The following is a 24896-nucleotide window of genomic DNA, read 5'->3' as shown; positions in this document are numbered from 1 at the left end:
GGAGCGTGCCCGATGCAACAGCGAAACCTCTATGAACTGCGGGTCCTGACCGGCCTGCACCGCGGCGCCGCGCTGCCGCTGAGCGGCGACCAATGGTCGATCGGCTCGTCCAGCGGCTCGGACCTGGCGCTCTACGATCCAGGTATCAAAGACCGCCATTGCCTGCTGCGCCTGGTCGACGACACCTGGTCGCTGGCACGTGATGACGGCCCGGTGACCGACAGCGAAGGCCATAAGGTCGATGCCATCGAGCGCCTGGAACCCGGCACCCCGTTTGCGCTCAACGGGGTCTGGTTGTCGGTGACCAGCGCCAACACCGACTGGCCCACCGAAGACGAAGAACAGGACGCCGCACTGTTCGCCGACAGCCTGCTGGCCGCCGAACCCGAAACCCGGCCGCTGCCTGCCAGCGCGTTGCCCGCACGGCGTCCCCTGCTCGGGCCATTGCTGCTGATCGGCGCACTGCTGGTGTTCCTGGGTGTGGTGCTGTGGCTGTTCAACCAGCAGCCGCCGTTGCCGCCACCGGTCCAGACGCCGCACAAAACCGTGCTCAAGGACGCCGCAGCGGTTGAGAGCGTGCTGCACGGCATGCTCCGCGAACGCGAATTGCAAGACCGCATCAGCCTCAGTCAGGAGCAAGGCAAGATTCTGCTTAACGGCCGGTTCGACGAAGACGACCTGCTGCAGAGTGCATCGCGCCTGCTGGTCAACTTCGAACGTCAGTACAAGAGCCCGCTGCCGGTGCTCACCGCCCTGCCCTCGGCCACCGACAAGCTGCCGTTCAGCATCGTGCAGATCAGCAACAACCGCCTGCCCAACGTGCTGACCAATACCGGCCGGCGGATGTTCCTCGGGGATGAGGTCGATGGCGTGCGGCTGGTGGACATCAGCGAGAGCAAGCTGGTGTTCGAAGGTGAGCGGCGGGTCGAGGTGAGCTGGTGAACCCGGCGCTTCAGGCGCGTCTGGACGACTGGCGCAACAGCCGGCTGGCACGCATCGCCAGCCCTCCACCGGTGGAAATTCTCGGTCGCATCGCCGGGGTCAGCGGCATCCTGCTGCACAGCAGCATGCCCCGCGCGCGGATCGGCGACCTGTGCCAGATCCGCCGCGCCGACGGCAGCGAAGTGATGGCCGAAATCGTCGGTTTCGACCGCCAGTACACCCTGCTCGCCGCACTGGGCGCGCTGGACGGGATCGCCATCGGCGCGCCGGTCAGGCCGTTGTTCCAGCCGCACAGCCTGATCGTCGGCGAGCACCTGCTCGGCGCGGTGCTCGATGGCTTTGGCCGCTCGCTTGACGGTGACGGCCCGTCGGCCTTCGCGCTGGCCGGCGCACAGGGCGCATTGCCGGTGATCCGCGACGCCCCGGCCGCCACCGAACGGCCACGCATCGAGGCACCGCTGAGCACCGGCCTGCGCTCGATCGACGGCCTGCTGACCCTGGGCGAAGGCCAGCGGGTCGGGGTGTTCGCCGGGGCCGGCTGCGGCAAGACCACCCTGCTCGCGGAGCTGGCGCGCAATACCCCGTGCCAGGCCATCGTGTTCGGCCTGATCGGCGAACGGGGCCGGGAGCTGCGCGAGTTTCTTGACCATGAGCTGGACGATGAACTGCGCGCCCGCACGGTGCTGGTGTGTTCCACCTCCGACCGCAGCAGCATGGAGCGCGCCCGTGCAGCGTTCACCGCCACCACCATTGCCGAGGGCTTTCGCCAACAGGGCCAGTCGACCCTGCTGATCATCGACTCGCTGACCCGCTTTGCCAGGGCCCAGCGCGAGATCGGCCTGGCCAGCGGCGAGCCGGCCGGGCGCGGCGGTTTGCCGCCTTCGGTGTACAGCCTGTTGCCACGCCTGGTCGAGCGGGCCGGGCGCACCCGTGGCGCGGCGATCACCGCACTGTATTCGGTGCTGATCGAGCAGGACTCGATGAACGACCCGGTGGCCGATGAAGTGCGCTCGCTGCTCGACGGCCATATCGTGCTGTCGCGCCGGCTGGCCGAGGCCGGGCACTACCCGGCGGTGGACGTGCTGGCCAGCCTGAGCCGGACCATGAGCAATGTCTCGGGAACCGAACAGCTGCACGGTGCCACACAGTTGCGCAGGCTACTGGCCGCTTATCAGCAAGTGGAGATGCTGATCAAGCTGGGCGAGTACCAGCCGGGCAACGATCCGCTGACCGACTTCGCCGTGCAGTCCCGTGACCGGGTCATGGCGTTTCTCCAGCAATCGCTGCGTGACCCGGTGTCGCTGGACGACACCCTGGACCACTTGATGCAGGTAATTGCCGATGTCCCACTCTGAATCCGATAGCCACGACCCGGCCAGCGATCCGCAACTGCAAAGCCTTGGCCAGACCCTCGACGTACTGGCGCCGATCCGCCGCCACCGGCTGACCCTCGCCGAGCAGGCCTGGCGTCGGCACCGGCAGGTGCTCGAAGCCCTGCGCCAGCGCCTGGACAGCCTGCACGCCAGCCTGCAACGCCTGCAGCACGAGTTTCGCCAGTCGCGCCAAGAGCAGCGCGAGCAGCATGCCAACCGGCCGCTGCCGCTCAGTGAGATGAACGACTGGCTGGCCGCCGAGCGCCAGGCCATGCGCCAGATCGAAGAACACCAGCGGCGGGTGAATAACCTACAAGACGAACACCGCCAGCAACAGCAGTGGACCGAGGACAGCCACCAGGAACTGCGGCGCCGCCAGCGCGACGTGGAGAAGCTCGATTACCTGCTCGATATGACCCGGAAGGCCTCATGAACAGCCGCCCGGCCCTGCACAAGCCACAACCGCCGCGCACGCCCGAGCCGCGTGCCCGGCAGCCCGACAACAGCGCCGCCAGTGCACCGGCGCAATCGCGCAGCGAACGCAACACGGCGGCGCACAGCGATACCCGCCGGGACAGCGAACTGTTCGAAAGCCTGCTCGACGCCTCGCCGGCCACCGCGACCTGGCTGGGCAGCGAAACAGCGCAAGGGTTCAACGAGCCCTGGCAAGACCACGAAAGACAAGGTGGCGGCGCCCCCGGTGCCGAACCTGCCCTGGCGTACTGGTGGGAGAGCCTGCTGGAAACCATCGAAACCCAACTGACTGCGCAGCAGCAGATCCCGGTCGAGGCGGTGCTGGAACTGCCGGTGCTCGGCCAGGTGCGCGTCCAGGTGGCTGACGATCGTGACGGTCTGGCGATCACCTTGCGCTTCGACGACCCCGCCGCCTGGCAACACTGCCGCGAGACCGCCGAACACAGCCGCACCTGCCTCAGCGAGCGATTGTCACGCCCGGTGCGGCTCACCCTTGAACAGGCGGGCCAATGACATGAATGCCCATGTTCTGCACCTGCCGACCATGAGCCAGGCCGAAGCCTGCGTGCGCCAGCGGATCGGCGCCGGCCTGAGCTTGGCGTTCAACCTTGAAAGCCAGCCGGGCAGGCTTGACCTGCATCTGCTGCACGGGCCGGTTCAGGACCGTGACTACGCAGGCTTCGAGTGCGCCAGCGGCGCCCTGCGCCTGAGCGAGGCGCAAGCCCTGCTCGGGCTGCTGTCCAGTTGTCCGGCCCTGCTGCCGCCCAGTGACAGCGACGCCCAAGAGCATCACTGGTACTGGCAACTCTACAACCACTACCTCAGCGCCGAACTGCAAGCGCTGTTCGGCGCCCTGCAACCGCAGCCTGTGACGAGCCAGACCGGACAGCTGTGCGCGGTGTTGCAGGTGCGCTGCAACGGCTTGCAGGTCTGCGCCCGGCTGCAGGCCTCGGCGCCGACCCTGCTGGGCCTGCTTGAGCGCGGCCAGTGGCAACCGGCAAGCCCGGAGGCGGACTTCAACCTGCCGCTGGTCACCGCGCTGACCCTTGGCCAGTTACGCCTGACCCGCGCCGAGCTGGCCGGCCTGCGCCGCGGTGATGTGCTGCTCCCCGAGCAAGCGCTGTTCAGCCCCGAAGGCCGCGGCACGCTGCAACTTGGCAACTGGCGTCTGGGCCTGGCCCAGACTCCCGACCACCCGCTGTGTTTCACCCTGACCCAGATGGAGAGCCACCCCATGAACGCCCCGATCGACCACTTCTCTGCCGGCGACGCCGACCATCCGCTGCATTTTGAGCAACTCGACGAAATGCTCCACGACCACGAGGCGGCGCCCCAGCACGACATGGCGCTGTTCGACGACCTGGCCCTCAACCTGAGCCTGCGCGCCGGGCACCTGTCGTTGAGTCTGGGCCAGATGCGCAGCCTAGCGGTGGGTTCGGTGCTGACCTTCAGCGGCTGCGCACCCGGCCAGGCGATGCTGTACTACGGCGAGCGGGTGCTGGGGCACGGCGAGCTGGTTAATGTCGAAGGCCGCCTGGGTCTGCAAATTACCCGGCTGGAAGCGCTGCGGTGAATCTGCAGAATCTTGATCCGTTGACGATGGCGCTGTTTCTCGGCGCCTTGTCACTGGTGCCGTTGCTGATGATCATCTGCACGGCATTCCTGAAAATCGCCATGGTGCTGCTGATTACCCGCAACGCCATCGGCGTGCAGCAGGCGCCGCCGAACATGGCGCTGTACGGCATTGCCCTGGCGGCGACACTGTTCATCATGGCCCCGGTGTTCAACGAGATGGGCCAACGGATCAAGAAACTGCCCGAGCGCCTGGACAGCCTCAGCGCCATGGAGCATTCGGCGCGCCACGTGATCGAGCCGCTGCGCCAATTCATGCAGCGCAACATCGACCCCGATATCCAGACTCACCTGCTGGACAACACCCAACGCCTGTGGCCCAGCGAGATGGCCAGCCAGGTCAAGCGCGACGACCTGCTGCTGATCATTCCGGCGTTCGTGCTCTCGGAGCTACAGGCCGGGTTTCAGATCGGTTTTCTGATCTACGTGCCGTTTATCGTCATCGACCTGATCGTGTCGAACATCCTGCTGGCCCTGGGCATGCAGATGGTCGCGCCGATGACCATTTCGCTGCCGCTGAAAATTCTGTTGTTCGTTCTGGTGGACGGCTGGACCCGCCTGCTCGACGGGCTTTTCTACAGTTACCTGTGACAGCGAGGTCGCATGGATACCCTGACACTGTTCAAACAGGCCATGCTGCTGGTGGTAGTGCTGTCTGCCCCGCCGCTGATCGTGGCGGTGATCGTCGGCATCATCACCTCGCTGCTGCAAGCGGTGATGCAACTGCAGGACCAGACCCTGCCGTTCGCCATCAAGCTGGTGGCGGTGGGCGTCGCGCTGGCCCTGACCGGGCGCTGGATCGGTGTGGAGCTTATCCAGTTGACGCAACTGGCGTTCAGCATGATCCCCATGACGAGGCACTGAGATGTTCGAGCCCGCCTTCAAGGAGCTGAGCGAGTCGGTGCTGGCCCTGACCATCGGCATGGCCCGTTTGTACCCATGCCTGTTCCTGATCCCGGCCTTCGCCTTCACTGAACTCAAGGGCATGTTGCGCCATGCCATCGTGCTGGCGCTATCGCTGATGGCCATGCCCGGTATCCGCCATGTGCTGCAAGGCCAGCAACTGGACTGGCTGGACCTGACCGCGCTGATGATCAAGGAAAGCGCGATCGGCCTGCTGCTGGGGGTGCTGCTGGCCATGCCGTTCTGGCTGTTCGAGGCAATCGGCTGCCTGTTCGACAACCAGCGCGGGGCGCTGATCGGCGGGCAGATCAACCCGGCACTGGGCGACAACACCTCGGAACTGGGGCACATGCTCAAGCAGGTGATGATCCTGCTGATGGTCATGGGCGGCGGCTACGCCAGCCTGACCCAGATCATCTGGGACAGCTACCTGGTCTGGCCGGCCACCCAGTGGGCGCCGCTGACCGGCGCTGAAGGCTTCGAAGTGTTCCTTACGCTGGTGGCCAGCACCTTGCGCTACATGGTGCTGTACGCCGCCCCCTTGGTGGGGCTGTTGCTGCTGATCGAATTCGGCATGGCGATCCTCAGCCTCTACAGCCCGCAACTGCAGGTCTCGACCCTGGCGATGCCGGCCAAAAGCCTGATCGGCCTGCTGTTTCTGGTGATTTACCTGCCGATGCTGATGTCGCTGGGCGAAGGCCGCCTGGCTGAGCTGAGCGACTTGCGCCACCTGCTGCCGGTGCTGCTCAAAGCCCCCTGACCCCGGAACACGCCCGCCATGAGCGAAAAAACCGAACAGCCCACCCAGAAAAAACTCCAGGACGCGCGCAAGAAAGGTCAGGTCGGACAAAGCCAGGACGTACCCAAATTGCTGATTTTCGCCGCCTTGATAGAGCTGATCCTGGCCTTGGTCGACAGCGGCATGCAGCGCCTGAAGGGCCTGATGCTGCTGCCGCTGAGCCAACTGGACCGGCCCTTCGCGGCCGCCAATGCCGAGGTGTGGAGCAAGGCGGCGCTGGAGCTGTTGCTGTTCATGCTGCCGGTGCTGGGTCTTGCGGTGGTGATGCGGCTGGTCGGCGGCTGGATTCAGTTCGGCCCGCTGTTCGCCCCCGAAGCGCTGAAACTGGATTTCGAGCGCATCAACCCGATTGGCCAGTTCAAGCAGATGTTTTCCGGCCGCAACCTGTTCAACCTGCTCAACAGCCTGTGCAAGGCGATCTTCATCGGCCTGGTGCTGTACTGGGTGCTGCCGCCGGCGCTGGGTGACCTGATCGGCCTGGCGCGTACCGATCTGGACAGTTACTGGCGCGCGCTGGTCGAGCTGTTCACCCGCCTGTCGCGGATCTGTCTCGGCCTGCTGCTGGTGCTGGCGGTGGTGGATTTTGCCTTGCAGAAGTACTTCTTCATCAAGGGCCAGCGCATGAGCCACGAAGACATCCGCAAGGAACACAAAGAGGTCGAAGGCGACCCGCACATGAAGTTCCACCGCAAATCGCTGGCCCGCGAGCTGGTCCAGCAGCCCGCGACTGCGGCACCGGCCAGAGCGCCGGTCGAAGAAGCCGACATGCTGCTGGTCAACCCCACCCACTTTGCCGTGGCGCTGTACTACCGCCCCGAAAAAACCCCCTTGCCGCGCATCCTGTGCAAGGGCCAGGACGCCGACGCCCGCGAACTGATCGAACGCGCCCGCAAGGCCGGCGTGCCGGTGGTGCGCTTCGTCTGGCTGGCCCGTACCCTGTACCGCGAACAAGTCGGCCAGTTCATCCCGCGCCCGACCCTGCAGGCGGTGGCCCAGGTGTACCGGCTGCTGCGCGAGCTGGACGAACAGGCCAAGGGTGAATTGATTGATATGGCGCAGCATCCGCAACCGTAATGCCGATCAGTCCAGGCCAACGCGGTCCGGTGAGAGGCCCCCTTACTGAGGCCCCATCAGGCACAAATCCTGTAGTTGGCCGATACCTCGATGGGAGATTTTATGGTCTTGGGCAAGCGCTGCACATTGTCTATGGCTGTTGCACAACAGCAGATTCAGTGGTCTTACCGGCCCCTTCGCCAGCAAGCTGGCTCGCACCGGATCAGAGTCATGCCGGCTACTTGAGCCCGACCCGTACCCGGTGGGCTCAGCCGACGAAAGCGTCAGTGCCTTCTCAAGCGGATTTGAGTCGCGCTCAATAACCGCTTGAATGATCGACAGCAGGGCTTGGCAACCTGCGGGAACCAGCCAGCCGGGGGCGCCACTCAGGCTCAGGAAAATTCCTTGTTTTTCCTCTGAACCGGAGAGCCCCATGCCCCCATCAATCCAGAACACCCCGACGGCTGCCCAGCTCCATGGCCCGCAGACGGTCGGCCATAACCCGCAAGGTCTGCAACAGCAGGCCAACCAGCCAGCGACCCAGCGCGCGTCCACCTCGCTGGCTCAGCTCATGCGCCAGTCATCAGGGCCGCTGCCGTCCTTGACTCAGGATGTGCAGGCGACGCCACGCCAAGGTCCGGCGGCCAGCCCCGGAGCCCTGCTCACGACAGCGCTCGACCCGGAAGATGCGGCGGTGCGCGCCGCCGTGCAGGCAACCCGTGGTCCAGGAGCCAAGCTGCGTGGCGCCGATGGCTTTGGCCGCTCGCTACCGGGCAGCGAACGCAAATCCTCGGCCTCGCCTCGCGATGCCGGCGCCAGCACATCGCGCAGCGAAGCCAGCGCCGCACTCCCCGCCAATGCGGTACTCGATCGCAGCCAGGCCGGGCGTTTTGTCGGCCTCGATGGCCAGATCGAGCGTATCAAGCTGCCGCCGTTGCCGGTCAGTGATGTAAGCCTGGATGCCAAGGGCCATGCCAGCTTCGAGCACTTTGACCCGCCGGCACTCAAGGACCTGTTGCAAAACACGCTGGGGCAGGAAGGCAAGACGTATCTGGCCCACAACCGCACCGAACAAGGCAACAAGCAGGTACTGCTGGAAGCCGATGGTCACCTGTTGCACCTGGAGCAGTCAGATACCGCTTTGGTGGTGATGCGCAGCAGTGACGGCCTGGCTCTGCCGGCTGGCAGCAAGCCCGGCAGCGTCGAGTTGTTCGGCAAGGACCAGAGCATGGGCCTGAAGGGCGATGAAGGCCCGGGCAAGACGCTGCCGGACAAAGCCCTGCTGGCGCAGGTCAGCGGTGTCTATCAGGACCGCGACGGTCAGCAACTGCGCCTGCACGATGACAAACTGCAACAGCTGCACCCCGCCACCCGCAGTTGGAGCCCGGTGCCGCAAAGCGCCGGGCAGAAATTCAGCGAGCTGACCCACGGCGGCAATGGCCAGGTCTACGGGCGTAACAGCGACACCTTGATCGAGCTGTCCGGCGACAAGGGCCGGCATATGCATCTGCCGGGGCTGACCGCGCACTCGGTGGCCGCCGACGGCAGCGTGGCCATGCTGGCTGGTAAGGACACCCAGACCGTGCAAATTGGCAAGATGGGCGATGCCCAGCCGCTGCAAGTGACACTGCAACTGGACGGTGGCAAAGCCGAAGCCGCCCATGTTGGCCTGAGCCGCGATCGGCTGTTCGTCACTGACACCGAAGGCCGGCTGTACAGCGCCTCTCGCGAAGCGCTCAAGAACACCGACGGCGCTTTGCAGCTGCAACCGGAAACCGGCTACCAGCCGGCCGGCGGCAAGCTGGGCGCCCAGCATCAGGTGACCGGGTTCATGAGCGGCGCTGACGGCCAGTTGCATGTGCAGGTCAAAAACAATGCCGGGCAAACCCACTCGCACACGCTGGATGAGCAGAGCGCCAGCCTCAAGAGCGGCTGGAACCTCAGTGACGTGATTGTCATCGAGAACAAGCGCGGCCTGCCGGTCGCCAAGACGCCGCCCAACGAGAGCATTCACAACCTTGAACGCGGCGGCAGTATCGGTCTGGTCGATGGGCGCATTCAGAAATGGGACACCGCTACCCAGGACTGGAAAGACACCGGCCTCAAGGACATCGACCGTCTGCAGCGCGGCACCAACGGCAGTGCCTTCGTGCTCAAGGAGGGCAAGCTCTCGCACCTGAAGGTCGAGCCGGACTACGCGAAAAACCCGTTCAATTCCCACCACCAGCTGACCCAGGCACCGCGCTCGACCAAGGTCGAAGTCGGTGATGAACTCAAGGGTCTCGATGACCGGGTGATCAAGGCGTTTGCCGCCGTCACCGACAAGCAGTTTGTCGCCATGGATGACAGCGGGCGCATGACCGCTCACCAGGACAAACAGGACCCCAATGAGCTGACCCGTCAGGGGCTCAATGGCGAGGTCGCCCACCTGGCGCTGGATGCCGACGGCACGCTGCATGCCCAGACCAGTAACGGCGAGCTGTACTTCATGGCCAAGGACGATTGGCAGGCCAAACCGCAGGAACGTCCCGACGCCAAGTGGACGCGGATGCCGGTACCGGGCAAGGTCGAGACCCTGCGCACCGAGGACGACAACAGCATCAGCGTCAAGCTCAAGGAGAGCCCGCTCAGCAACGGCCAGGACACCTTCAATCTCAAAGGCAAAACCTGGTCGCCGATGGAGCCGCGCCCGGTCGATCCCAATGCCCTGCGCGAACTGTTCGACCGTCTCGACAATGGCACCGCGCGCTGGAAAATTCCGTTTACCGGCGGGACCGCCACCGCATCAGTCAATCTGCTGGGGCGCAATGGCATGGAGCAGTCGCACAAGTCCGGCACCATGGACTTCATCCGCGCCCATGTGTTCAAGCCGAGCCTGGAAATACCGCGCCCGCTGCAGAACATGGGTGACTATGCCCAGCACCTGTGGCAGGGCCGCGAGGGGCTGGGCGATGTGTATAAGGCTCAGGCACCGCTGTTCAAGCAATTGAGCGAAATCGACACATCGACCACCGCGCCCGCCGCCGGCCACAACCTTAAAGACCGCATCGCCAGTCTGGAGCTGGGCAGCGAAGGCAAAACCCTGGTTGACGAGCTGCAGACCTTCCGTGAAGACCTGGAAAAGAGCGCCCACGGTACAGTCATGCATATGGGCCGGGAGAAGAAGCTGCTCAACCTGCACGGCGAGTTCAAGGAGGGCCTCAAGGACAAGCCGCCATCCGCACCGCGTGACAACGATTTGATCACTCTGGCGAGTACCACCCTCGACAAGCTCGCGCCATCGCAGGACAACCCGACCGGCAAGCTGCTGCAAGACTTGAAGGGCAAGGGTATGACCCTGTCGCACATGGCCGTCGATACCCCGGCCGATCAGCGCCGCGACGGCGGTAACCATCTGCAATTGAGCAAGGCCCGCCTGGCGCTGGACATCGTGACGCTCAAGGGGCTCGATGAGCTGGTCGACAAGGCGCAGAACCCGCCGCCCGGCACCGACCCGGCCGCGCATGCCAAGACCCTCAAGGCCGGGCTGGAGCAGTTGCGCGACAAGACCTACGGCGAGAACCCGATCAAGCAGGTCACCGACATGGGCTTTTCCGGCCACCGCGAGCTGGAAAAAACCTATAACGGGATCAAGGCATTCCTCAATGGTTTCAACGACCCGCAGCACGCCATCAGCGTCAATATGCGCGCCGCCACCGGCAGCGCCGACCAGGCCCAGTTGGCCGCCACCCTCAAGGATTCGCTCAAGCGCCTAGAGCACCCTGACGATGAGCTGGCGATTTCGCGCAATTACGGGATGACCGTCAGTACGCCGTTCTTCAACCTGGCGAAACTGGCCCCTGGTCCCTGGCCCGCAGGCTCGGTGGACGGCACCCGCAATTACGCGCTGATGGCCGAACGCGGCGAGAAAGGCGTCGAGGTGTACATGTTTCACGAGGGCGCTGGCACGCTCAATGCCGGGGTCGGGGGCGGGGAAAACTTCCTGCCCAATATCACCAGCGCCGACCAGCTCGCCAAAATGACTGCAATAGACACTGGCAATGACCGGCGTGGCGCGTTTGCCTTTCGGTTCGGCGGCGATGTGACGCTGTCCGACAGCAAGACCCAGCGCACCGGGGTGGCCTTCACGGTGCCTGACGAGAAGATTGATCGGTTTGTCGACGATCTGTTCGGCGGCAAGCTCAAGCCCATGGATATCCTCAAAGAGGCCAGCAACCACAAGTCGCACCACATGAGCCGCAACAACTTCGAGGTCAACGCCAGCGCCACCCTGGAGGCCCGTCTGCAACTGGGCATTACCGACAAGGACAGCAAACCGCTGACCGCCGCGGCGCGCTTTGGTGCCGGGGTCACGGTCAACGTCAACCTGGCGACCCATACCAAACAGACCGTCAGCCAGGAAAACCCCAAGGAACGCCTGGACGAAGAGTCAAAAAACCGCATGCGGTTTTTCAACAGCCTCAAGGGCAACGTCTTCGGCCGCGCCCAGCTGGCCGGCAGCAACACCCAGACCGCCCCGGCCCCCGGCGCGGCCCCGTCATCCCAGGCAATCAACAACAGCATGGGCCTGACCGCCACGCTGGCGGCAGACTCCAAGACCACCAAACGGGTCAAGTTCAAGTACGAAGAGGCCACGCCACTGAGCACCGAGGACGTGACCAAGCTCTCGACCAGTCTGGAAAAGGCGTTCAAGGACAAGGCTTCGCAAACTGAACTGACCCGTCTGGCCGACGGCAAGCAGCCGATGTACTCAGGCGCTGACGACAAGGACAAGGCCCGCTTGCAACTCAAGGGGCTCAATGATTTCTTCGCAAGCAAACCGGCGCACAACGACGATCAATACGCGGCCCTGCGTGACCTCAAGCGCGCCGTGGCGCGCCAGGATGCCTCGCTGGAGCGCCATAGCGTGCTGGCCAACGCACGCTTCGAGAGCAGCTACACCAACCTTTCGCGGCTCGACGAACAGAGCGTGGCGTCGAAGATCCTCAGCGTGGTCAATCCCCATCACGCACCGAGCAACGCCGAGAACGTTGCCAAACTGCTCGATCAGGACCCGACCCTCAAGTCGATCCTCAAGGACCTGCAGAACAGCAAAGGCACCCTGGCCCGCGTGCGCCTGGAGCCCAAGGACTCGGTGATCGACCGGATCGACCAGGGCAGCCGCGACGGCAGCCTGACCCAGAAAGAACTGAGCAAGCTGCTCGAAGACCGCGACAACATGCGGATCAAGGCCATCACGGTGTTCAAGTCCGCCGCGCAAACAGATGGCTTCACCACGCCGCTGCCGATCTTGAGCGGCACCAGCAGCACCTCGGTGGGGGTGACCAAGGTGGTCGGCAAGATCAACTTCAACTACGGCGAAGATCAGGACAAACCGAAAAACTACTTCGTCGACGGTGACCTGGCCCGGCCCTCGAAAACCCAAAGCGACCTGGCCCAGGCGCTGAAGAAGGAGGGGCTTGAACTCAAGAGCTGACCCGGCTGTGCATCCCTTGTTCGCGGCACCTGCCGCGAACAAGGCTTTACCCCCCGACATCCTCTGGAGCTTTCGCAATGAACGCTGCTTTTTACCCCCTCGACGACTTCCCTCCCCTGGCCAGGCTGGCCGATCACTGCGCGCTGATCCAGCGCGAAGTGGCGGCGCTGCAGGCCCCGCTGCTGGACATCGACCGCACCGACAAACCTCACCAGCAAGTGCACGCCGAACTGGACGAACATCTGCGCCAGGGCGGCAGCTACGGCTGGCTCAAGGGCTGGGGCGCGGCCGGCGGCAATCGGGACTGGACCCAGTACCCGCTGCTGTTTCAGGACACCCCGCTGGCGCCGGCGCTGGCCGCCCTGCCGCAGACCCTGGCCTTGCTGCAGACCCTGGACGGCATCAAGGTGGCGTCGCTGGCCCGGCTCGCGCCGCACAGTTTTCTCAGCACCCATCGCCACCCGGAGATTCGCGCCGAGGGGCTGCTGCAGATGCACCTGACCCTCAGCGCCGCCAGCGAGGCCAACTATGCCTACCTCAACGTCGCCGGCCAGTTTCATCAGCACCAGGCAGGCAGTGCGGTGATCTTCGACGGCTCGCAGGATCACTTCGTGGTCAATGCCAGCCAGGCGCCACGGACCATTTTGTACCTGGAGTTCAACAAGGCCCGCGCCGGCCGCTGAAGGAAGTCGCCGGTTAGCGCTGGCGACAGATCCACAACAAAAAAAACGGGCTCATCCGAGCCCGTTTTGCTGGTGCCTGGCTGCCTGGCCGCTAGCCTTGGCGCTTTGCCGACGCTTCCAGCAAGCGGTCAGTCAGCAAGCGGACGATCCAGAACGCGGTCAGCGAAGCATCGCCGCGCAAGGGGTCGGTTCCGGCACTGCGTTTGAAGTCCGGCTCCAGGCTGTCGATGTAGTGGTCCAGATCGAAGCGCTCGCTGGCCCGTTGACCCGGCCGGTCAAGCGCTGCCTGCAGGCGTTGGCTGACCAGCCCGATGGCGTTTTCCAGAGCCTGGCGCTGGTGCGCGGTGACGTAACCGCCACCGCGTACCAGTGCAGCCCAGGAGTTCGGGGTCGACAACTCGCGTGGCTGCGCTGGGGTCATCTTAAAGCTCCTTGTGGTTGGTCGATCCTGGCAGTTTGCTGAAGGCATTCTGCACGTTGTTCAGATCGATGTTCTTGGTAGTCAGGTTCAGGCCTTCGCTGTCGCTCTTGACGAAGGAGAACTTGCCGTTCTCGGCGCTGATGTTGCTCAGGTCCAGGTTCCAGTTGCCCTGCTGGCCACCGTTGGTGCGCATGAAGGTGCCGAAGTCATTGACCTTGAAGTTGTCGACCTTCACGTTGGCGTCGGCATTGAGCTGGAAGACCTTGTCGTTGGCGCCCTGGGCACTGCTGTTGGTGATGTTCAGGTTAGTCACCTTGGCACCGCCCTCACCCTTGACGGTCAGGGCATCCTCACCGACGTTGGTCCAGTGCACGTTGTCGACGTTCACGGCTTTCTCGTTGCCGGCCCGTACATGCACGCCGTCGGCGGCATTGTCACCGAACACGACGTTCTTCAGGGTGGCGCCCTCGGCCAGCTCGAAGATCGGCTTCTGGCCTTCGCCTTGTCCGCCATCACCCAGGCTTGGCCCGGCGGTGAAGGTCTTGCCCTGGCCATCGAAGACTTCGCCCGGACCAACCTTGATAGTCTGGTTGACCACGGTCGGGCTGCCCGAAGCGGTCGGGAAGCTGACCGGACCGGCCGCGCTGCTGCCGCCGGCGGCAGGTGCGCCCGGTGTAGCGGTGGCGCCCGGCGTGGCCGTTGCACCTGGGGTTACGCTGGCGCCTGGAGCAGCGGGCGCGGCTGGAGCGGCTGGAGCGGCGACACTGCCACCGCCGCCGCCCCCTTCACCACCGCCACCACCAGCGCCCGCAGGAGCCGCCGGCATCGATGGCGTGCTGACCGGCGCAGCACCACCGCCACCGCCCGCGCCGACCGGCGAAGCCGAACCACCACCACCGCCGCCCGCGCCGCTGGCTGGCTGGCCGAAGGTTTCCGGATGGCTATCCATGAACTGGCCAATCATCTCCAGCAGTTCCTTGAGGCGGTCATCCTTGGAGATCTGCCCGCCGCCATCAGCGGTCGGCGAAATCGAACCGTTCAGCGAACCGCCACCGAGGCTTTGCATCAGGGTATTGACCAGGTCCTCGATACTGCCCGAACCTGAACCGCCACCTTGCGCACCGCCCAGACCCTGGCCACCGCCAAGTCCCTGCCCGCCACCAATACCACCGGCCCCCTGACCACCGCCCAGCCCCTGGCCGCCACCGATGCCCCCCGCGCCCTGGCCACCACCGCCCTGGCCAGAACCACCCAGGCCGCCTTCGCCGCCCTTGGCCGAATCACCGGAGCCGCCGAGGATTTTTTCGAACAGCGCCATCAGGATCTGGGTCAGCAGTTCCTTGGCCGAGTCACCGCCTTCGGCAGCCGGGCCTTTACTGTCGCTGCCACCACCGGCACCGCCTGCGCCCTTGCCGCCTTGCAGCGACTCCAGCAACGAGCTGATGTCGCTCTGATTCGACTGGCTGGCCGAACCGCCGCCCTTGCTGCCGCTGAGCAACGCCTCGGCCAGAAAACCGGCCAGGTCTTCCAGCGACGACTGGCCGCCCTTGCCCGCCCCGGCAATACCGGTAGAGGCCAGTGACTGCGAAGCGCCGATGCCGCTCAGCCCACCCAGTGCTCCTAGCCCGCCGCCTTGGGAGAATCCTGCAATGCTTGATAAATCTGCCATGTGCTGCCTCGCTCCATCGTTGAATGTGACCGGGGGCGTCAACCTGCCGCCTTGCCGGTAGCCCCGCCCCGAATCCTGCTGCGGGTTCTGCTGTAGAGGGGCTTGCGGCTATGTGGCAAACCGCCCCTGAGCAGTTCCCGCAAAATTTCGGGCACCTCTAAAAACCTGGGCGAGGCCGTCAGCGCGAGCCGGCTTGCTACGCAGCGAAGACGCGCGTAGCGCCATAGGCGCCCAGCCAGCAGCCAGTTTTTAGAGGTGCCCTTTCACGCCAGCAAGGACGCGTACTGGCTGCGGGTCTGGCGCAACTGTTCGGTAAAGCCGGTGACCAGGTCACAGAACTGTTTTTCGTCGAGCGTGGAGAGTTCACGTTGGGTGCACAGGCAGACGTTCTGCTGGTCCAGAGACAGCCAGCAGCCGCGCAATTTCGACACATCGAAGTTGATGTTCAAAAGATGTTGCAAGTTTTGCGGACTATTACGCAACAGGCCCAGGCGGGCATGAATGATCACATTATCCGAGTGGTCAGGAACTTCAATGATCGCCGCCTGGCGGCGATCATTGTCGTACAACGCGCAAACCCCGTTGTTGAGGGTCAGCGCGATACCGAGCATTTCACTTAAACGCGCCAGATACAATTGCACGTTACGTTGAGCGTGGGTCATTGGAGTGTCCTTCTGTCAGACGCAGCGCATAAAGGCGCCACAGCAAACAGTGCGTGGACAATTAGCGGTTAAAGTTCCAGCGCAACAGAACGCGGTCAGTGCCTGAAACCCGCCAATACCAATAATCGGTCGATCAGCCGTTGCAAATCATTGTCACTGCGATAATCGCCCGCCAGTTCGTGCCAGACCACAAAGCGCTGCTGGCTGTCGAGGCACACGTAATAGCCTTCGTACGCCTCAATGCTCTCGAAACGGCGCCTGAGCGTGTCGGAAAACAGATTGGGACGCTGCGCCCGGCGCTCGATCGATAGCGCCAGCCCCCAGCCAACACTGGCGTCGTCATGGATGAAATCAACACCTGGCGACCATTGCCAAGTACTTGAGCGACCTTCCCGAATGGTCACGAAGAAGTCCCGTTGATCGGCGCTACGCAAAATCGTTTCAGTCATTCACAGGCACCGTGCTATAGGCAGCCGCGCCGTTGCGCAGTGCAGGCGACCACCAGACTTTCAGTTCAGAACTATTGGCGTCAACCCGCTGACAAGCCTCCGTTAAACAGGACTTTTCGGTTGACGCACACGCACTAATAAACACCGTGATAATAAACAAGGCAAGTCGTCGCACGTTGTTCATTGTCATTCCTCCCTTTTTTCCGACAGTGAGCCTATGCAGGTTAACGATAGGGTGACTCTAAAAATCAGGCGAGGCCGTCAGTACCAGGCAAACAACGGTCGGCGTCGCGCTCGACTTTACCGGTTGTAAATGAGCATCACGCACGTGCCTGTTTTAACCCGGCGCTGACAACGCCGGTAGTTTTAGAGCTGCCCGCTAGTTCCGAGCCATCCTTGATAAAAACCTTGCAACAAGTAACGTCATTACCGCACGCGGCTTCAGCCCCCCTCAGGGCGGGAGTATTGAAACTCTCACCGGTTTTTCAGGTACTGCAATCGTGGCCGCCGGCCGCGTGGCGACAAAGACTTCAACCGACTCACCGGGCTGCAGCCTGGAAGCAGGCCATGCGCTGGCAGCGAGTGCCTGACTCGCTGAACATGAAGCCAGAGAAAACACCTGGGGTCTTGTACCGATGTTGCGTACCACGCCGACGCTGATCTCGAAACCGTTACCGGTAAACCACTGGCCGCGGGCGGTGTCGATCGCAAACGAAGCGTCCACTGTACACAGGTCGCGCAAGGCGGCACCAGATGATGACGATTTGACACCATCAGGAATGCGTCCTTTCACCAGCTCTGCGAACGTCGTCGAGAGCGTCGCACGCATCTGTTCCCGACTGTCTGGGCGCTGGCGCCCGAGCGCCTTGTCCAGCGTGGGGCGATCCTGGCTGGCCACATAGCGGCCCGGGTCGACCTGGTCGCCGACCAGTCGCGGGGTGAGGATAAACAACCGCTCGCGGCGCGAGACCGACTGCCGGGTCGATGAGAACAACTTGCCCAGCACCGGCAGATCACCGAGCACCGGCACCTTGTCGTGCTGCTCGCCGTTTTCATCGACATGAAAGCCGCCGATCACCAACGAACGGTTTTCGGCCACCACAGCCTGGGTGCTGACCGTGCCGCGTTTGACATCCGGCGTCCGATCATCGCGCACCCGCTCCAGTTGCCCGTCTTCGATATCGACAATCAACTGAAAGCGCTGGCCGGTGCCGCCGGAGATGGTCCGCGGCACCACTTGCAGGCTGGTGCCGGCCGTCACCGGCTGGACATTGGCAACCCGCTCCCCGGTGGTGGTGATGTAGGCGGTGCGGCTGAAATCGATCACCGCCGGCTGGTTCTCCAGGGTCAGCACCGATGGCCGGGCGATCACCGAAGCGGCGCCCTGGCCTTCGAGCGCACGAATATCGGCAAAGAAGCGCTGGAAATCATTGATGAACAGGGTCGAGGAACCGCTGGTCAACAACGAACTGCCGAAGTTTACGGCACCCGCCTGAGCCGACCAGTTCGACTCCAGAGCTGACAGCTGGGTACGGTCGATGTCGAGAATGATCGCATCGATCTCGACCAGGTTACTGGGCCGGTCAAGCTGCTCGATCAGTTGCTGATACATCTCCCGCTTGTCCGGGTCGTCGTAGATCAGCACCGCGTTGTTGCGCACATCGGCCACCACCCGACGATTGCCGCCCGCTTTGGCCGGACGGCTGCGTGAGGGCTCGGCGGTGCGCTCGCTGGCCAGGTTGACGATCTTGCTGCGGGCCAGATCGGCCATGCCCTGCATGGACTGAATATTGGTCATCGGGTCGGCCGACACCGGCCCACTCGCTGGCATGCGCTGGGTATCGAGCATCTGTTCAAGCAGGGCCGCGACACCGGGAATGCTCACCGACTCGTCGCGGTAGCGGATCTGCCGGTCAGCCACTGCGGCGTAGCGCAAGGGAAACATCATGACCTGGTGTTTTTCTTCGGTCTTGCGCTTTTCCTTGCTGAAGCTGCGGATCAATTCGATGTAGCGCGGCGGGCCGCTGACCAGCACCACCCCTTCATCGGGCATCTCGCCCCAGCCGAAGCGTTTGTCGAGCAGGCCGATATCGGTCAGCGCCTGCTTGAGGTCTGGCGCGGCATCGGCCGACACTTCCAGGCGTTCGGACAACTGCGCAGATTGGGCACTGACATACAGCTTGCCGTTATAGAAAAACCACTGGAACTGGTGCTCAAGCGCCAGTCGGTCGAGAAATTCCTGGGCATTGGCCGAACGTATCCGCGCATCCACCACGCCACTGACGCCACGGATATCCAGGCCCACACCGAACGAGCCGGCGAAGTCATTGAGCACCTTCGACAGCGGCGTCTGGCTCGCCTCATAAGCATACGAGGCCTCGCGCCACTCCTCCGGTACCGCAGCGAGCGCTGCCGGTGCCTGACCGAACCACAGCGTCGTACACAACAACGGTTTTATCCAATGCCTGAACACAGGTTGGCTCCCAGTGAGAATGGATGGACAACACGTCGTGGCGCAGCCGCAGTGCGCGGCAGCGCAGCCTCAAGCATCGAGGCCCAGACGTCGCGCTGATTGGCCAGCGCTTCGATGACCGCCAGCAGCGCCGGCGAGTCAAGCTGGCGCTGATGCTGGACCAGGCACAGGCCACGGGTTTCAGGGTCCAGCGCCAGCGCCGCGCGAAAACGCGTGCGGCTGGCGGCCGACAGCTTCAAGGCACTGACCAGCCCGGCCTCGTCACCGCGCCACGCCGTAGCCAGAGGCGCAATGAACGCCAGTCCGCTGCCACAGCGGCGCACCCGCATCAGTTGCTCATCGACCTGCAAGGCGAGCTCAGCATCACCAACGTCCAGCCAGCGCTCGACAGTGGCAATCAGCTCAGCGGATTTCATTCAGGATCGCCTTGGCCAGGTTGTGCTTGACCACGATCTCCTGGTTGGCCGCCCAACTGGCGGTGGACGCCTGACGCATGGCCGAGTTGAAGGCGTGCCAGTCATCCGGCGAGAAGGCATCCAGATTCAGCGCGGCTGTATCCAGATCTTTCTGGGTATGTTCAAAGTTGGCATCCAGGCGACGCCGCAGTGCATCGGAAGACAGCATGGCAATACTCCTTGATCCGGGTAACTGGGCAGTGAGTGGCGCAAGGCCGGGTTTGGTTCCATGCCCGGCCGATGACCGGTCAGCACAGCGCCCTGCTGGCGGGTCAAGGCAGGACGTGTTGCACCAGGCTGTGCCAGTCCAGATTGAATTCGCCGCGCTCGGTGCGCAGGCTCAACGCCTCGGCGGCCAGACGCGGATCGCCCTGCAGGCTCCAGCCCTCGCGGCCGCCGTGCTGCAGGCAGGTCGCCAGTTCCTCAAGCCGCTCGGGGTGACAATGCAGACGCGCCAACGGCTCATCCGGCTGGGCGCTGATCAGTTGCCCCAGCACCGCCTCGATCCGTTGCAGCGGCGGCTGCTCGTTCAATACCTGCTGCACAGCGGCGCTGACCAGTTCGCGAGCGACCTCCAGTACCGCGGCTTCGCGACGCTGATGCTGGTCGCGCAAGTCTTCAAGCAGTGCCAGGGATTGCTCGAGCACTTCGGCCCGCGCCTGCTCCTCGGCCTGGCGGCGCAGCACTAACGCTTCGCTGCGCGCCTGGCCGAGGATTTGCCGGGCCTGGGCCTGGGCCTGCTGCACCAGTTGTTCGGCCAGCCGACAGTCATCAAACAGTTCACGCGGCAGCAGTGACCCGGTCACCGTATGCCGGTCGCCGGGAAAAGTCAGGGTACGGCGGGTCAGCATGACCATCTCCTCAATCAGTCAGTTGCCCTGGATACCTGCCAGCTCAGCGCATGCCACAAGGCCCGCAGGCGTGCATGCGGAATCTGCTCGACCGCCAGTTGTTCGGCTGCCTGCACGACGTCACGGGCAAATTGCAGGCGCAGACGCGACCACAGGGTTTCTCCGGCCCAGGCACGCAGCAGGCAAAGGCCGGCGGCTTCGGGCCCTGCGCCATACCACTGGGCCGGCAGCCATTGCCCCGGCTGCAACGCCTGGCCCAGCCGCTGACACCAGCGTTGCGTGCGCTCATCCAGTCGATGACGTCGACCACCGCTGGCACCGGCACACACCGCCACGCACAGTTCGAACACCCGCTGCCACTGCTCGGCATCGAACGGTAACAAAGGCAGCAGCAGTTCATCCGGTGGCGGAGGAACACTGGCGGTCATGCCCATGCAACGGTCAGCCAGCGCCGCATCGCGTTGCAGCATCAGTGTCAGGGTTGGCTGGTCGAAATCAGCCGTGGCGGGCAGTTGCCAGGTTTCATGGGCTTGTCGCCAGCCCTGGGCCCACCAGCGAACCCAGCTCAGCGCCTGTGGCGCATCCGGGGTCATCGCTCAGCCCCTTGAGTGGCGCCAGCCGCTTCGGGACGTCGCGACAGCCGCTGCAACCAGCGCGGGTTGAGAGCAAACAGGCCGCCAAGCAGCAACGCGATACCGAACGCTGACAGACCAAGAATCCATTGCCAGAACTCCAGGCGCTCACGGGTCAGCTCAAACGGCCCGAGGCTGACCCGTTCGACGGTCTGCCGGTACTCCTGAGAAGGCACGAAGACCACCGCAAGTTTCTTGTCATCAGCGCCGGCCATGCCCGGAATACTGCTGGCGACCATGCGCCGGATACGCGGCAAGACGCTGTCGGGTTCCATGCCGTCGCGGTGCTTGATAAACACCGCGGCCGAGGCTGGCTGTACAGGTTCGCCAGGGGCGATGCGTTCGGGCAACACCACATGCACCCGGGCCACCACCACGCCGTCGATCTGCGAGAGTGTCTGTTCCAGCTCCTGGGACAACGCATAGATGTAGCGGGCACGCTCTTCGAGCGGCGAAGAGATTACCCCCTCCTTGCGAAACACCTCACCCAGGCTCGAACGCGAGCGGCGCGGCAGACCGACCGCCTCCAGCGCGCGTACCGCCCGGGAAATGTCCTGCGCCGCCACCAGTACCGACACCGAGCTTTTGTCCAGGCGCTTGTAGGCACTGATGTTCTTGTCGGCCAACTCGGCCATGATCTCGTTGGCATCCTGCTCGGTCAGGTCGCGATGCAGTTCCATACGGTCACCACAGCCGGCCAGCGCCAGCACTACCGATAACAGGGCGAGCAGCCTGATTACCTTGGGATACATAGCCCCGCCCTATTGCAGACTGGTCAGTTTTTCCACGCTTTGCGCCGCCTTGCTGACCAGTTTGGCGCTGAGCATGCTTTCAAGGTAGAACGACGACAGCGAACGGTTGGCCTGCATCATCTGCTGCGGGTCGACCGAGCCGGAGACACGCTGCAACTGCCGGTTGATCCGTTCGGCGTCTTTCTGAAATGCGGAGGTGGCCTGCAATACCGGCGACACCTCACTGGTCGGTGACGCCGCCGAACGTGGCGCGGCGGGCTGCATGGCCGCACTGAACCAGGCGATATCCGCCGAGGCAGGCGCAACATTCGATGTCAGCTCGGTATCCACAAGACTTGCGGAATGGGTTGATACACGGTTAACAGCCATGTTTTGCTCTCCTGCCTGGACGAAAAGGCACCTGAAAAGTCGTGCGGATCAGCCGCGTGATTCGGTCACGCTCTGCTGCACCAACACAGACAGAATGTTGCCGGCCGCGATACTGGCGTCGGTTTTCAGGGTGTTGCCAGCCCCGCCATTCTGAAAGTTCTGTTGCGCATCAGGAAACAGGCCACCCAGCGAGTTGCCCTCGGCACTGCCTTTGATTTCGCCCTTGATCATGTCAATGGCCTTCATGTACTGCTGGCTCTCGGCCTTGGACATCACGAAGTCGCCCTCGGACAGCTCACCCATCCAGTCCTTGGATTTGCCATCCGGCTTGCCGAACTCCTCAGGGTGCATGTCCATGAAGCGCGAGATTTCCTTGAGGACATCTTTATCTTCAGGGTTGAAGCTCATCATGCCGTTAGTGTTGCCCTTGACCAAGGCACCGATCGAGGCAGGCTGCGAGGCGACCGGCTTGAGCAGGTTGTCGAGTTTTTCCTCGCCAAGACTGCCCAGCAACGAGCTCAGCAGACTCTGCAGGCCACCGCCGGCACCAGCACCGCCAGCCCCCGCCAGGGAATTGCCGCCCCAGCCCTGGTTGCAACCCGCCGAAGGGCTCGCGGCGCCGCGCGAACCGCCCAGGCCACCCTGGCCCAACGAGCCTTGTCCAAAGGCGCCCTGGCCGCTGGTGCCTTGACCGATGGAGCTTTGGCCCGAAGAGCCGCCACTGAGGAATTCACTGATCAGCCCTTCCAGGCCTTTGGTGAAGGCGGCCTTTTCCCGGCCGTCGAGGTAATTGTCTTCGCTGAGCTCATCGCGCCAGCCGTCGACCCGGCCATTGGCATCGTGCGGTTTGCCGTACTTTTCAGGGTTGCGGTCCATGTGATCGGCAACCATGCCGATCAACGGGTTGTCAGCGTTGCGGATATTGGCACCGCTGCCGCTCTTTTCCAGCAGCGCGTCGCTGAGCAGCGAGGCGATCTGACCCGCCGCCTCACTGGAGCTCGATTGCAGGGCGCTGGTCTGGGTGCTGGCGAAGGTGCTCTGAAATGCACCGGCCTGTGGCCCGCCTATTGAAGAAGAAAACATAGTCCACTCCTTGAATGCACTGGGGTAACCCCTCCCGACGCGGGCCGGGAGGGGAACACGACGATCAGTAGTTGATCGCCTTACCGGTTTGCTGAGCGGCGTTCTGCGCCTTGGTGGCCGAGTCCTGGTAGGCGCTGGCGATACCGTTGACGGTATCGGTCATCATCTTGTTGGATTGGGCTTCGGCGTTCATGGTGGTGGTTGCCGCAGCGGTGGCATCCATTTTGGTCATTGCAGCCATCGAAGCGCCGAGGGAAGCGGTACCAGCCATAGTGATTACTCCTGATCATCGAAAGTGTTGAACACCGGATGTGATGTTCGAACAGTGAGTGGCCGATTTTCAGAAGCGGTTCCACATGACCCCGCATTCAGGATTCAGAAGCGTTGATGCTCAGGCTCTTCATGCGGTGATAGAGGGTGCGTTTGGGAATACCCAGTTCAGTGATTACCGACTCGATATTGTTGGGATGACGTGCCAGGCATTCCTGGATTACCGCCTTTTCCAGCGCCCGCAGGTAATCACGCAGGCGTGCCGAGGACTCATCGAGCAAGCCGCCAGCCAGCCCCTGCAGCGCCGGCATGCCCAACACGAAGCGCTCGGCGGCGCATTTGAGTTCGCGGATATTGCCCGGCCAACGATGGCCGAGCAGGCTTTTGAGCAGGTGCGGATCGCGCTCCGGAACCGGCAGGCGATGCCGGCTCGCCGCTTCACCGACAAATTGCTCGAACAACCGATGCAAGTGCTCAAGCCGCGAACGCAGTGTCGGTAACTGGATCTTGATGACGTTAAGACGAAAGAACAGATCGCGCCGGAACTTGCCTTCCTCGACCAGTTTCTCAAGGGGGGTCTGAGTGGCGACAATCACTCGTAAGTCAAGCTCGACAAAACGCGTCGACCCCAAACGCTCTATTCCACGCATCTCCAGAACACGCAGCAACTTGGCCTGGAGTAACAGCGGCATGCTGTCGATCTCGTCAAGATACAACGTGCCATGATTAGACGCTTCGATATAACCGGCACGCGATTTAGAGGCGCCGGTGTAAGCGCCCGCCATCACCCCGAACAATTCGCTCTCGGCCAGTTGCTCGGGAACCGCTGCGCAGTTGAGTGCCACCAACGGACCGGGACGCCCTGATAGTTGATGAATGCGCCGCGCCAGCGTGTCTTTGCCAGTGCCCGTCTCGCCTTCAAGCACCATGTCGACATTAAGCGGCGCGGCCTTGCGGATGAACGACTGCAGGGTACCAAATATGTCGAGGACCTCGTGCTCCATCTTCGAAGCGTCATTGCTCATAGAGTCCCCGTTTCATCCAAGCCCCTTACTGATGATCAGCAATTCCATTGAACAACAGGACAGCGTCAGCCGTACTTTTGCATGCAAAAGCAGACCGTCACCTAACCTCTGTTTACGATCACCCGCCCGGAACAGCACGGCTTCGCGAAAGGATTCAAGGGTGCAGACTGCCCCGGTTCCAGAGACACAGAGGGCCACCTTCCCTCATTGTGTTGCGGACCACTGTCAGCAGAGCAATTGCCTGCTGGCCGGGCGTCTGCGGCGTTATGCGCGCCAGCGCTACGTTGACGGCCTCGCCCAGTTTTTAGAGGCACCCTATTACATCCAGACACTACTGCAAGCCGGTTGGCTGTCAGGCACAAGTAAGCCGCAGGGTATATACACGGCCAATCAGAATCGCGTGAACATTTTCTATTGCGTCGATAAATTTTTCCACTCATGAACGGCCCG

The 24896-nt window shown here is 63.3% G+C and carries 25 protein-coding genes; 11 read left to right on the top strand and 14 right to left on the bottom strand.

Annotated elements, in window-relative coordinates:
- The first annotated feature begins 12 nt into the window (after positions 1-12).
- The 11 genes from NJC38_RS03100 (at position 13) to NJC38_RS03050 (ending at position 13335) form a co-directional block, all read left to right on the top strand.
- A complete protein-coding gene (locus NJC38_RS03100; protein WP_253111462.1) occupies positions 13-942 on the top strand; it encodes an FHA domain-containing protein in 930 nt (309 codons plus the stop codon).
- Positions 939-2297 carry a FliI/YscN family ATPase gene (locus NJC38_RS03095; RefSeq protein ID WP_363321689.1) on the top strand — a complete coding sequence of 453 codons (1359 nt, stop codon included), beginning with the start codon at positions 939-941 and terminating at the stop codon, positions 2295-2297. The genes NJC38_RS03100 and NJC38_RS03095 overlap by 4 nt, the downstream gene beginning before the upstream one ends.
- Complete coding sequence (locus NJC38_RS03090) at positions 2284-2748, top strand: type III secretion protein (RefSeq protein ID WP_253111460.1); 465 nt, start codon at positions 2284-2286, stop codon at positions 2746-2748. Before NJC38_RS03095 ends, NJC38_RS03090 begins: the two co-directional genes overlap by 14 nt.
- Positions 2745-3302 (top strand): type III secretion system HrpP C-terminal domain-containing protein, encoded by a 558-nt coding sequence (locus NJC38_RS03085; RefSeq protein ID WP_253111458.1) that lies wholly within the window; start codon positions 2745-2747, stop codon positions 3300-3302. The genes NJC38_RS03090 and NJC38_RS03085 overlap by 4 nt, the downstream gene beginning before the upstream one ends.
- Position 3303: 1 nt before the next feature.
- Positions 3304-4362 (top strand): FliM/FliN family flagellar motor switch protein, encoded by a 1059-nt coding sequence (locus NJC38_RS03080; RefSeq protein ID WP_253111456.1) that lies wholly within the window; start codon positions 3304-3306, stop codon positions 4360-4362.
- Positions 4359-5012 carry a type III secretion system export apparatus subunit SctR gene (gene sctR, locus NJC38_RS03075; RefSeq protein WP_045493032.1) on the top strand — a complete coding sequence of 218 codons (654 nt, stop codon included), beginning with the start codon at positions 4359-4361 and terminating at the stop codon, positions 5010-5012. Before NJC38_RS03080 ends, sctR begins: the two co-directional genes overlap by 4 nt.
- 12 nt (positions 5013-5024) lie before the next feature.
- Positions 5025-5285 (top strand): type III secretion system export apparatus subunit SctS, encoded by a 261-nt coding sequence (sctS, locus tag NJC38_RS03070; RefSeq protein ID WP_045493033.1) that lies wholly within the window; start codon positions 5025-5027, stop codon positions 5283-5285.
- 1 nt (position 5286) lies between these two features.
- On the top strand, positions 5287-6084 hold the full coding sequence (sctT, locus tag NJC38_RS03065; RefSeq protein WP_253111454.1) for a type III secretion system export apparatus subunit SctT: 798 nt from the start codon (positions 5287-5289) through the stop codon (positions 6082-6084).
- Between the two features lie 18 nt (positions 6085-6102).
- Positions 6103-7197 (top strand): type III secretion system export apparatus subunit SctU, encoded by a 1095-nt coding sequence (gene sctU / locus NJC38_RS03060; protein WP_045493035.1) that lies wholly within the window; start codon positions 6103-6105, stop codon positions 7195-7197.
- A 412-nt stretch (positions 7198-7609) separates the two neighbouring features.
- Positions 7610-12652 (top strand): AvrE-family type 3 secretion system effector, encoded by a 5043-nt coding sequence (locus tag NJC38_RS03055; RefSeq protein ID WP_253111452.1) that lies wholly within the window; start codon positions 7610-7612, stop codon positions 12650-12652.
- A 77-nt stretch (positions 12653-12729) separates the two neighbouring features.
- Entirely contained in the window at positions 12730-13335 is a 606-nt protein-coding gene (locus NJC38_RS03050) for an aspartyl/asparaginyl beta-hydroxylase domain-containing protein (protein ID WP_045493037.1), read from the top strand.
- 91 nt (positions 13336-13426) lie between these two features.
- On the opposite strand, the gene NJC38_RS03045 is transcribed toward NJC38_RS03050, so the two are convergent.
- From NJC38_RS03045 to NJC38_RS02980, 14 genes are all read right to left on the bottom strand, one after another.
- Positions 13427-13756, bottom strand: a complete 330-nt coding sequence (locus NJC38_RS03045) for an HrpW-specific chaperone (protein WP_253111450.1) — start codon at positions 13754-13756, stop codon at positions 13427-13429.
- 1 nt (position 13757) lies between these two features.
- A complete protein-coding gene (locus tag NJC38_RS03040) occupies positions 13758-15425 on the bottom strand; it encodes a pectate lyase (protein WP_290447119.1) in 1668 nt (555 codons plus the stop codon).
- A 263-nt stretch (positions 15426-15688) separates the two neighbouring features.
- Complete coding sequence (locus NJC38_RS03035) at positions 15689-16087, bottom strand: type III secretion system chaperone (RefSeq protein WP_045493042.1); 399 nt, start codon at positions 16085-16087, stop codon at positions 15689-15691.
- 95 nt (positions 16088-16182) lie between these two features.
- Complete coding sequence (locus NJC38_RS03030) at positions 16183-16536, bottom strand: hypothetical protein (protein WP_045493044.1); 354 nt, start codon at positions 16534-16536, stop codon at positions 16183-16185.
- A gap of 451 nt (positions 16537-16987) precedes the next feature.
- Positions 16988-19009, bottom strand: coding sequence for a type III secretion system outer membrane ring subunit SctC (gene sctC / locus NJC38_RS03025; protein WP_253111448.1), 2022 nt, complete (start codon positions 19007-19009; stop codon positions 16988-16990).
- On the bottom strand, positions 18991-19425 hold the full coding sequence (locus NJC38_RS03020; protein WP_253111446.1) for a type III secretion system chaperone: 435 nt from the start codon (positions 19423-19425) through the stop codon (positions 18991-18993). Before NJC38_RS03020 ends, sctC begins: the two co-directional genes overlap by 19 nt.
- Complete coding sequence (locus tag NJC38_RS03015; protein WP_045493049.1) at positions 19412-19633, bottom strand: serine kinase; 222 nt, start codon at positions 19631-19633, stop codon at positions 19412-19414. Before NJC38_RS03015 ends, NJC38_RS03020 begins: the two co-directional genes overlap by 14 nt.
- 103 nt (positions 19634-19736) lie before the next feature.
- Positions 19737-20315, bottom strand: coding sequence for a type III secretion system stator protein SctL (gene sctL / locus NJC38_RS03010; RefSeq protein ID WP_253111444.1), 579 nt, complete (start codon positions 20313-20315; stop codon positions 19737-19739).
- A gap of 14 nt (positions 20316-20329) precedes the next feature.
- The gene (locus NJC38_RS03005; protein WP_253111443.1) at positions 20330-20908 is read right to left on the bottom strand and encodes a hypothetical protein; all 579 of its coding nucleotides are present in this window, start codon (positions 20906-20908) and stop codon (positions 20330-20332) included.
- The gene (gene sctJ / locus NJC38_RS03000; protein ID WP_045493056.1) at positions 20905-21699 is read right to left on the bottom strand and encodes a type III secretion system inner membrane ring lipoprotein SctJ; all 795 of its coding nucleotides are present in this window, start codon (positions 21697-21699) and stop codon (positions 20905-20907) included. Before sctJ ends, NJC38_RS03005 begins: the two co-directional genes overlap by 4 nt.
- Before the next feature lie 9 nt (positions 21700-21708).
- The gene (sctI, locus tag NJC38_RS02995) at positions 21709-22068 is read right to left on the bottom strand and encodes a type III secretion system inner rod subunit SctI (protein ID WP_253111441.1); all 360 of its coding nucleotides are present in this window, start codon (positions 22066-22068) and stop codon (positions 21709-21711) included.
- A 48-nt stretch (positions 22069-22116) separates the two neighbouring features.
- Positions 22117-23151, bottom strand: a complete 1035-nt coding sequence (locus NJC38_RS02990) for a DNA-binding protein (protein ID WP_084710168.1) — start codon at positions 23149-23151, stop codon at positions 22117-22119.
- Between the two features lie 64 nt (positions 23152-23215).
- Positions 23216-23422, bottom strand: a complete 207-nt coding sequence (locus NJC38_RS02985) for a hypothetical protein (protein WP_045493062.1) — start codon at positions 23420-23422, stop codon at positions 23216-23218.
- 97 nt (positions 23423-23519) lie between these two features.
- A complete protein-coding gene (locus tag NJC38_RS02980; RefSeq protein ID WP_045493065.1) occupies positions 23520-24446 on the bottom strand; it encodes a sigma-54 dependent transcriptional regulator in 927 nt (308 codons plus the stop codon).
- Between the last annotated feature and the right edge of the window lie 450 nt (positions 24447-24896).

Source organism: Pseudomonas sp. 21LCFQ010 (genome assembly GCF_024129905.1).
GTDB lineage: Bacteria > Pseudomonadota > Gammaproteobacteria > Pseudomonadales > Pseudomonadaceae > Aquipseudomonas.
Note: the sequence above shows the minus strand (reverse complement) of the source record. Positions and strands in the feature narration are given on the sequence as shown.

Coding starts and splice junctions, on each gene's coding strand:
- NJC38_RS03085 (WP_253111458.1), top strand. CDS start 2,745: ATGAACAGCCGCCCGGCCCTGCACAAGCCACAACCGCCGCGCACGCCC.
- NJC38_RS03030 (WP_045493044.1), bottom strand. CDS start 16,536: ATGACTGAAACGATTTTGCGTAGCGCCGATCAACGGGACTTCTTCGTG.
- NJC38_RS03055 (WP_253111452.1), top strand. CDS start 7,610: ATGCCCCCATCAATCCAGAACACCCCGACGGCTGCCCAGCTCCATGGC.
- NJC38_RS03035 (WP_045493042.1), bottom strand. CDS start 16,087: ATGACCCACGCTCAACGTAACGTGCAATTGTATCTGGCGCGTTTAAGT.
- NJC38_RS03005 (WP_253111443.1), bottom strand. CDS start 20,908: ATGACCCCGGATGCGCCACAGGCGCTGAGCTGGGTTCGCTGGTGGGCC.
- NJC38_RS02985 (WP_045493062.1), bottom strand. CDS start 23,422: ATGGCTGGTACCGCTTCCCTCGGCGCTTCGATGGCTGCAATGACCAAA.
- NJC38_RS03045 (WP_253111450.1), bottom strand. CDS start 13,756: ATGACCCCAGCGCAGCCACGCGAGTTGTCGACCCCGAACTCCTGGGCT.
- NJC38_RS02990 (WP_084710168.1), bottom strand. CDS start 23,151: ATGTTTTCTTCTTCAATAGGCGGGCCACAGGCCGGTGCATTTCAGAGC.
- NJC38_RS03040 (WP_290447119.1), bottom strand. CDS start 15,425: ATGGCAGATTTATCAAGCATTGCAGGATTCTCCCAAGGCGGCGGGCTA.
- sctU (WP_045493035.1), top strand. CDS start 6,103: ATGAGCGAAAAAACCGAACAGCCCACCCAGAAAAAACTCCAGGACGCG.
- NJC38_RS03100 (WP_253111462.1), top strand. CDS start 13: ATGCAACAGCGAAACCTCTATGAACTGCGGGTCCTGACCGGCCTGCAC.
- NJC38_RS03050 (WP_045493037.1), top strand. CDS start 12,730: ATGAACGCTGCTTTTTACCCCCTCGACGACTTCCCTCCCCTGGCCAGG.
- sctL (WP_253111444.1), bottom strand. CDS start 20,315: ATGCTGACCCGCCGTACCCTGACTTTTCCCGGCGACCGGCATACGGTG.
- NJC38_RS03020 (WP_253111446.1), bottom strand. CDS start 19,425: ATGAAATCCGCTGAGCTGATTGCCACTGTCGAGCGCTGGCTGGACGTT.
- NJC38_RS03080 (WP_253111456.1), top strand. CDS start 3,304: ATGAATGCCCATGTTCTGCACCTGCCGACCATGAGCCAGGCCGAAGCC.
- NJC38_RS03090 (WP_253111460.1), top strand. CDS start 2,284: ATGTCCCACTCTGAATCCGATAGCCACGACCCGGCCAGCGATCCGCAA.
- sctI (WP_253111441.1), bottom strand. CDS start 22,068: ATGGCTGTTAACCGTGTATCAACCCATTCCGCAAGTCTTGTGGATACC.
- sctJ (WP_045493056.1), bottom strand. CDS start 21,699: ATGTATCCCAAGGTAATCAGGCTGCTCGCCCTGTTATCGGTAGTGCTG.
- sctT (WP_253111454.1), top strand. CDS start 5,287: ATGTTCGAGCCCGCCTTCAAGGAGCTGAGCGAGTCGGTGCTGGCCCTG.
- NJC38_RS03015 (WP_045493049.1), bottom strand. CDS start 19,633: ATGCTGTCTTCCGATGCACTGCGGCGTCGCCTGGATGCCAACTTTGAA.
- NJC38_RS02980 (WP_045493065.1), bottom strand. CDS start 24,446: ATGAGCAATGACGCTTCGAAGATGGAGCACGAGGTCCTCGACATATTT.
- sctS (WP_045493033.1), top strand. CDS start 5,025: ATGGATACCCTGACACTGTTCAAACAGGCCATGCTGCTGGTGGTAGTG.